The 7209-nt window shown below is 73.6% G+C and carries 6 protein-coding genes; all 6 read left to right on the forward strand.

Going from position 1 to position 7209, the window contains the following annotated elements; genetic code table 11:
* Positions 1-237 precede the first annotated feature (237 nt).
* On the forward strand, positions 238-798 hold the full coding sequence (locus AB8Z75_RS29345) for a DUF2617 family protein (protein WP_369207244.1): 561 nt from the start codon (positions 238-240) through the stop codon (positions 796-798).
* A 39-nt stretch (positions 799-837) separates the two neighbouring features.
* The gene (locus AB8Z75_RS29350) at positions 838-2418 is read left to right on the forward strand and encodes a polyamine aminopropyltransferase (RefSeq protein WP_369207246.1); all 1581 of its coding nucleotides are present in this window, start codon (positions 838-840) and stop codon (positions 2416-2418) included.
* A gap of 206 nt (positions 2419-2624) precedes the next feature.
* On the forward strand, positions 2625-3704 hold the full coding sequence (locus AB8Z75_RS29355; RefSeq protein WP_369207248.1) for a hypothetical protein: 1080 nt from the start codon (positions 2625-2627) through the stop codon (positions 3702-3704).
* A 22-nt stretch (positions 3705-3726) separates the two neighbouring features.
* Entirely contained in the window at positions 3727-4551 is an 825-nt protein-coding gene (locus AB8Z75_RS29360; protein WP_369207250.1) for an aldose 1-epimerase, read from the forward strand.
* A 373-nt stretch (positions 4552-4924) separates the two neighbouring features.
* Entirely contained in the window at positions 4925-5776 is an 852-nt protein-coding gene (locus tag AB8Z75_RS29365; protein WP_369207252.1) for a biotin--[acetyl-CoA-carboxylase] ligase, read from the forward strand.
* Positions 5777-5964: 188 nt separating this feature from the next.
* Positions 5965-7155, forward strand: a complete 1191-nt coding sequence (locus AB8Z75_RS29370; protein ID WP_369207254.1) for an adenylate/guanylate cyclase domain-containing protein — start codon at positions 5965-5967, stop codon at positions 7153-7155.
* Positions 7156-7209: the final 54 nt, after the last annotated feature.

Below are 7209 nucleotides of genomic sequence, written 5' to 3' on the forward strand. Positions count from 1 at the left end.
GGAGGGGGCGGCGGATGACCGTCGGCCGGGGCAAGAAGGGAACACCTGACCTGTTCCATACCTATGGGATGGAAATCTGGAGAACCTGGGTAAAACCGCTGAGGACGCAGCGCAATCCGTGATTCGGTGAATCGTGAACTGTCGTCCCCGAACGCTTCCGGGCTGTCCTGCCCGGTGGTTTCGGGTGCTCGAGGGGTGGGCCGGCCCACCCTCCCTGCGTGTTTGCGGAGCCGACGCATGCTCACCACTCTGAAGACCGCCTACACCGACACCCGCGCGCACGACCTCGCCTGGGCGCTGGGCCGCGAGCCGCTGCCCGCGCTCGCCCGCATGGATGTCGAACTGAGCGGGGCCCACGTGCAGTTGAGGCTGCTCGGGGCCTCGCACCAGGTGCTGCTGGACGAGGAGTACGGCAGCTTTTCCGAGACCGTCGCCTGCCTGCCCGGCAGCACCGCTCCCCTGCCGCTGGGCGTGTCCAAACGCTTCGGCGCGTGGGAGTACGAGTTCGCGGCGCGGGTCGAACGGCTCTCGCCGGGATCGTTCGCGGGGCGCGCGCAGGAGTTGCTCGCGCTGGTGGCCGAACACCCGCACGGGCTGGCGGGCACCTTCCCCGGCGACCCGTGCGCGTTCACCGCGCTGCTCGTCCAGCGCCACGAGGGGCAGATCCGCTGGCGGACCTGGCACGCCTACCCGCAGGAGGGGTCCCTGGTGGCCACCCGGACCCGCGTGGCCACCAGCGAGATCTCTCCGAGAAGGGTGGGGTGTTCGGGGTTGAACGCCGTGGAAGCACCCATGTGAGTGACGGATGGTGTTCGGCGTGTGACGTAACGTGCCCCCATGATCGACCGTTCCCCGCCCGGCGTCCGGACCACCGCGAGCAGTGCGCGGCTGCCCGTCCCCGCCGGGCTCGGGCGCGGGTTCGTCCTCGCTTCGGTCTTCGTGTGCGCGGCCTGCGGGCTCGTCTACGAGCTCGAACTGGTCGCCGTGGCCTCCTCGCTCGTCGGGGACTCGGTCACCCAGGCCTCCGTCGTGCTGTCCGTCATGGTCTTCGCGATGGGGGTCGGCTCGCTGCTCGCCAAGCGGCTGCCCTGCCACGCAGCCGCCGGCTTCGGCTACGTCGAGGCGCTGCTCGCACTCGTCGGCGGCGGCTCGGCGATGGCGCTGTACGCCTGCTTCTCCTGGCTGGGCGAGGCCCGTATCGCGCTCGTCGCCATCTCCTTCACCATCGGAGTGCTGATCGGCGCCGAGATGCCGCTGCTGATGACGCTCATCCAGCGCATCCGCCAGCAGGACGCGGGCGGCGCGCTCGCCGACCTGTTCGCCGCCGACTACGTGGGGGCGCTCGTCGGCGGGCTCACCTTCCCCTTCCTGCTGCTGCCGCTCTTCGGCCAGTTGACCGGCGCGCTGCTCACCGGCGTCGTCAACGTGCTGGCCGGCGGCCTGGTCGTCCAGTGGCTCTTCCGCCACGAGCTGCCCTCCCGGGTGCGGTGGCGGCTGCTGGGCGCCAACGGCTGCGTCCTGGTGCTGCTGCTGTGCGGAACGGCGTTCGTCGCCCCCTTCGAACGCGCCGCACGGCAGGCCGTCTACGGCGGTGACGTGCGGGTCGCCGTCCGCACCGGCGAACGGGAACTCGTCCTGACCGGCGGCGCCACCCGCGCCGCCTGGCCCGACGCGGGCGAACTGCGGCTCTTCCGGGACGGCCGGCTGGCCGTCCGCGGGCCGCGCGCCCACGAGCGCCACGAGGCGCTCGTGGGGCCCGCCATGGAGAGCGGACCGCACGGGCGGGTGCTGGTCCTCGGCGGCGGCGACGGACTCAGCGCGCGCGAGGTGCTGCACTGGCCGGGCGTCGAGCGGGTCACCGTCGTCGAGCCGGACCCCGCGCTCGTCCGGCTCGCCCGGCGCGACCCCGGGCTGCTGGCCCTCAACGACGGGGCGCTGGACGACCCGCGCGTCCGCGTGGTGACCGCGGACGCCTTCGGCTGGCTGCGCGAGCGCGCCGCGTCCGACAGGCACCGCTACGACGTGATCGTCGCCGCGCTGCCCGCCCCCTCCGACTCCGCCACCAGCAAGCTGTACTCGCAGGAGTTCTACGGGCTGGCCGCCCGCGCGCTGTCCGCCGAGGGCCGGCTCGCCGTCCGGGCCGGCTCGCCCGACGCGCAGCCGCACGCCTTCTGGACCGTCGACGCCACGCTGCGTGCCGCGGGCCTTGCGACGTGCCCGTACGAGCGCGAGGCCGAGGACCGCGGCTTCCTGCTGGCCCGGCGGCCCGAGGGCGCGCCCGACACGGTGCCAGGGGCCGCGCCCCGGCGGTGTGGTCCGGCAGGCGGGCGCTTGACCGCCGGGGCGCGGCTCGCCGAACGCGCCGATGTCGGAGAACTGCCGCCCTCCACGCTGATGCACCCCCGCTACCCGGGGTGAGCCGCGCGGCGGGGCGGCCCGTGGCCGGGCGACCCGTGGCCGGGCGGCCGGTGGCCGGGCGGCCGGTGGCCGGGCGGCCCGGGGCGCGCTCGCGGGGCGCCCGCGGCGCGCCCGCGCGGTCGAAGTCCCCAGGCGGGGACGCGAACCGGGGAAAGATCCGGCGCAGTCATATGTGCGGCGGACCGAGGGGTAATAAGCTCCGCCCCATGGAGCACGAGGTGTACGTTCCGTTTTCCGTCGGCTCTGTACGGGCCGCACTCGCCGACAGCGCGCGCGTCGCCCGCTGCGTCCCCGGGTTGCAGCAGGAACGTGAGGAGGACGCCGCGTCGTCCCCGGCCGACGGCGCCGCACACCGGCTGGCGGGCCGGCTGAAGGTGCGGATCGGCGGCTCGACCATCACCTACCGCGGCTCTGCCTTGCTCACCCCGCACGGCCTCACCGGCACCGCCACGGCGCGCGACGGGCTGGAGCGGCTGGAGGTGGAGGGCAGCGGCAGCGAGGCGCGGGGCGAGGGCGCCGTCGAACTGGCGCTGAGCGTCGAGCCCCGCGCGGCCGGCGACGGCGAGGGCACGGCGCTGGTGTGCGCCGGCACCGTCACGGGCACCGGGCGGCTGGCCGGGATCGAGGAGAAGACCGCCTCGTCGGCGGGCGTCAGGATGCTGGATCGTTTCGCCGCGGCGCTCGGCGAGAGCATCCGCGACGAGCCACCACCGGGCAGCCCGGAGGCCGAGGGCGCCGCGTCCGCCGGAGACGGTGGGCCGGGCGGGGGTTTCGAGGGGGACGTCCGCCCCGTCGCCGGCGGTATCGGGGCCCCCGACGACAACGAGCGTGCCATCCCCGGTATCCCGGAACCGGAGGTCGAACCCGACCGCGAGTCGGGTCGCAACGGGTCTGAGGGTGAGTCGGGCCGCACCAGGTCCGAGGGGGAGTCGGGTCGCACCGCGTCCGGACGCGAGGACGAGCCGGAGTCGACCCCGCTGTTCGAGACCGAGATTCCGCCCTCGTCGCTCGGCCGCGACGACGAGGACGAGGCCGTGCGAGCCCTGGGGGACGGCGCGCCCACCGACCCGGGCGCGCTCGGCGCCGAAGCAGCGCACGCCCGGCGCACGATGATCGGGCGCAGCGCGGAAGAAGTCGACCACGCCCCACCGCGCGGCCGGTACGCGCCCGTGCCCGCCCCGGAGCAGAACTCCGCCACCGCGACCCTGCGCTGGGCGGCACCCGCGGCAGCCGTCGCGGTCGCCGGCGCCGTGGTCATCGGCCGGGTCTTGCGGCGGCGCCGTTGAAGGCGCCGTTATGGTCGCTGTTATGACTGATCTGCCCACCCCCGCAGAAGCCACGGCCGTCGTGCTCAGCGCCCAAGGGACCGAGGTGACGATCGAACCCCAGCACGGGTGCCGACTCGCCTCCCTCCGGGTGGGCGGCACCGAACTCCTGCGCCAGGGGCCGAAATACGGTTCCTTCGTCATGGCGCCCTGGTGCGGACGCACCGCGCAGGGGCGTTTCCGCAACGGCGGGGAGATGTTCCAACTTCCCCTCAACAACGGCCCGCACGCCATTCACGGGACCGTGCGGGACGCCGCGTGGCAGCAGGCGCCGGGTGCCACCGGGACGAAGGCCGCCTTCACCTACGACCTCACCGACCCCTGGCCCTGGGAAGGCCGCGCCACCCAGGTCGTCGAGCTCAGCGACGACGGCGCCGCGCTCACGCTGAAACTCGCCGTCGAGACCTTCGACGTCTCCTTCCCCGCCCAGGCCGGATGGCACCCCTGGTTCCTGCGCAACCTCGGCCAGGGCGGCGAGGACGTGGCGATCGACTTCTCGCCCGAGTGGCAGGAGGAGCGCGGCGACGACCACATCCCCACCGGCAAGCGCATCGAGCCGCGCCCCGGGCCGTGGGACGACTGCTTCGGGATGCCCGGCGGGGTCGACGTCCGGCTCACCTGGCCCGGCGAGCTGGAGCTGAGGGTTTCTTCCCGCGCCGAGTACGTGGTCGTCTTCGACGAGCCCGACGACTATGTGTGTGTGGAGCCGCAGAGTGGGCCGCCCAATGGGTTGAACTCTCACCCTCGGCAGGTGACGCCGATCGATCCGTTGGAGCTCACCACTACGTGGTCGTTTGTCCGTTTGTGATGCGCTTGCCCTGCGGGGGCTGTTCCCTTGGTCCCCATGGTCTTCCCCTTCTTTCGTGAGGGTGCCCTCGGCCGTGGTGGGGGCTCCGCCCCCATACCCCCGGGCCTCGCCGGCCAGGCGTTGGGGCGGCTCCTCCCCCGTTGGAGCTCACCACTACGTGGTCGTTTGTCCGTTTGTGATGCGCTTGCCCTGCGGGGGCTGTTCCCTTGGTCCCCATGGTCTTCCCCTTCTTTCGTGAGGGTGCCCTCGGCCSTRSKGGCGGCTCCGCCCCCCTAGGAGCCCCCGTAGGGAGGAAACAGCTCCCTCTTGTGTGAGAGATGGCTCGGAGATGTGGCCGGGGGGAACAGCCGAGGGCGGCACATAGTGTGGCGGCATGACGCCCAACCGCTGGTCGGACCTGTCCCGCCCCCCGCTCAACCAGACGGCCCTCCGCCGCGCCCTCCTCAACGAGGAGGACACGCTTTGGACGCACCTGGAGGTGCTCGAGTCCGTCAACTCGACCAACACGGAGTTGGTCTCCCGCACCCGCGCGGGCGAAGCCCGCCCCGGCACCGTCCTCGTCGCGGAGGAGCAGACCGCGGGCCGAGGCCGCCTGGACCGCGCGTGGAGCGCACCGGCCAGGTCGGGTCTGTTCTTCTCCGTGCTGCTGCGTCCGGACGCGGCAGCCGAGCACTGGGGCTGGATCCCGCTCCTGGCGGGGGTCGCCGCGGCGGGCGCGCTCGCCCGCACGGCGGGCGTCGACACGGGCCTGAAGTGGCCGAACGACGTCCTGGCCACGGGGGCGGACGAGGAGCGGAAGATCGGCGGCATCCTCGCGGAGCGGGTTGATGACCAGCACGTCGTGCTCGGCATGGGGCTGAACGTGACTCTGCGCGAGGAGGAGCTGCCGGTTCCCACGGCGGGCTCGCTCGCCCTGGCGGGCGCGCAGGGCACGGACCGCGACCCGATCCTGCGCGCCGTGCTGCGCGCGTTCGAGGACTGGTACGGCCGCTGGACCGCGGCGGACGGCGACCCGGCGGCAGGCGGCGTCCTGGAGGCGTACGCGGCGGGCTGCGTGACGCTGGGCAGATCCGTACGGGCGATGCTGCCGGGAGGGGAGGAGCTGGTGGGGGAGGCTGTTGCCGTGGACGGGGACGGTCGGCTGGTCATCGCCTCGGAACAGGGCGTGCAGCGCCCGGTCGCGGCCGGTGACATCGTCCATCTGCGTCCGGCGGCCGGAGAGTGAGGTAGCGCACAACTGCCGTATGGTGGGCAATCGGCGGTGACATCGGGTGCCATCGGGCGCCGGGGTCCGGTTCGCGGGCGGTGCCCGTGTGCCGCCGTGAGCAGGAGCGGAAAGAGGAACGGAAGGGCTGTGCGCAGGGACGACGCGAGGGCGCGACGCCACGTCGCGGAGGGTGCGGAGAGCCCCCGGTGACCGCGGACGATCCGGGTGTGCCCCAGGGGGAGGCGGTCGGCTCCCGGGAGAACGCCCCGGCGAGCGGCCAGGACTCCGACCCCGAGCGCGCCGCCCCGCAGGACCCGGTCCAGGCCAACGCGTTCGCCGAGGAGCCGGGCGAGGCGGAGGTCGTCGAGGACGACACCGACCCCAGCGCGCTGCGTATCGAGGAGCTGATCCTGGGCTCCGCACGTCAGTACACCCCGTTCCAGGCGGCCCGTGCGGCGGGCGTCTCGATGGAGTTGGCGTCCCGCTTCTGGCGGGCGATGGGCTTCGCCGACGTCGGCCAGGCGCGCGCGCTGACCGAGGCGGACGTGCTGGCGCTGCGGCGGCTGTCCGGACTGGTCGAGGCGGGGCTGCTGAGTGAGCCGATGGCGGTGCAGGTGGCCCGCTCCACGGGGCAGACCACGGCGCGGCTCGCGGACTGGCAGATCGACTCGTTCCTGATGGGGCTGACCGAGCCGCCCGAGCCGGGGATGACGCGCAACGAGGTCACCTTCCCGCTGGTGCAGCTGCTGCTGCCGGAGCTGGAGGAGTTCCTGGTCTACGTGTGGCGCCGCCAGCTGGCCGCCGCGACCGGGCGGGTCGTGCAGGTCAAGGACGACGACGAGGTCGTCAACCGCCGCCAGGCCATCGGCTTCGCCGACCTGGTCGGTTTCACCCGGTTGACCCGGCGCCTGGAGGACGAGGAACTGGGCGAGCTGGTCGAGGCGTTCGAGACGACCGCGGCCGACCTGGTGGCCGCGCACGGCGGGCGGCTCATCAAGGCGCTGGGGGACGAGATCCTCTATGTCGCGGAGGACGCGGGCACGGCCGCCGAGATCGGGGTGCGGCTGATCGAGACGATGGCCAACGACGAGACGATGCCGGAGCTGCGCGTCGGCATCGCCTTCGGCACGATGACGACCCGGATGGGTGACGTCTTCGGCAACACGGTCAACCTCGCCAGCCGGCTGACGTCGATAGCGCCCAAGGACACCGTGCTGGTCGACGGCGCGTTCCGTGCCGAGCTGACGGCTTCGGGCGCGGCGCCCGAGTCGGAGAAGGAGAGCGAGGACCTGTCGGGGTTCCGCTTCGCGCTCCAGCCGCTCTACCAGCGTCCCGTGCGGGGGCTGGGCGTGGTGGAGCCCTGGCTGCTGAGGCGGCGCACCCCGCCGGGGCCCTGACGGCCTGCTTCGCGCGGGCGGCGCCCCTGTCCGGGCGGCCTCCGGGGCCGGGGG

The sequence above is a fragment of the Streptomyces sp. PU-14G genome, from assembly GCF_041028275.1.
Lineage (GTDB): Bacteria > Actinomycetota > Actinomycetes > Streptomycetales > Streptomycetaceae > Streptomyces.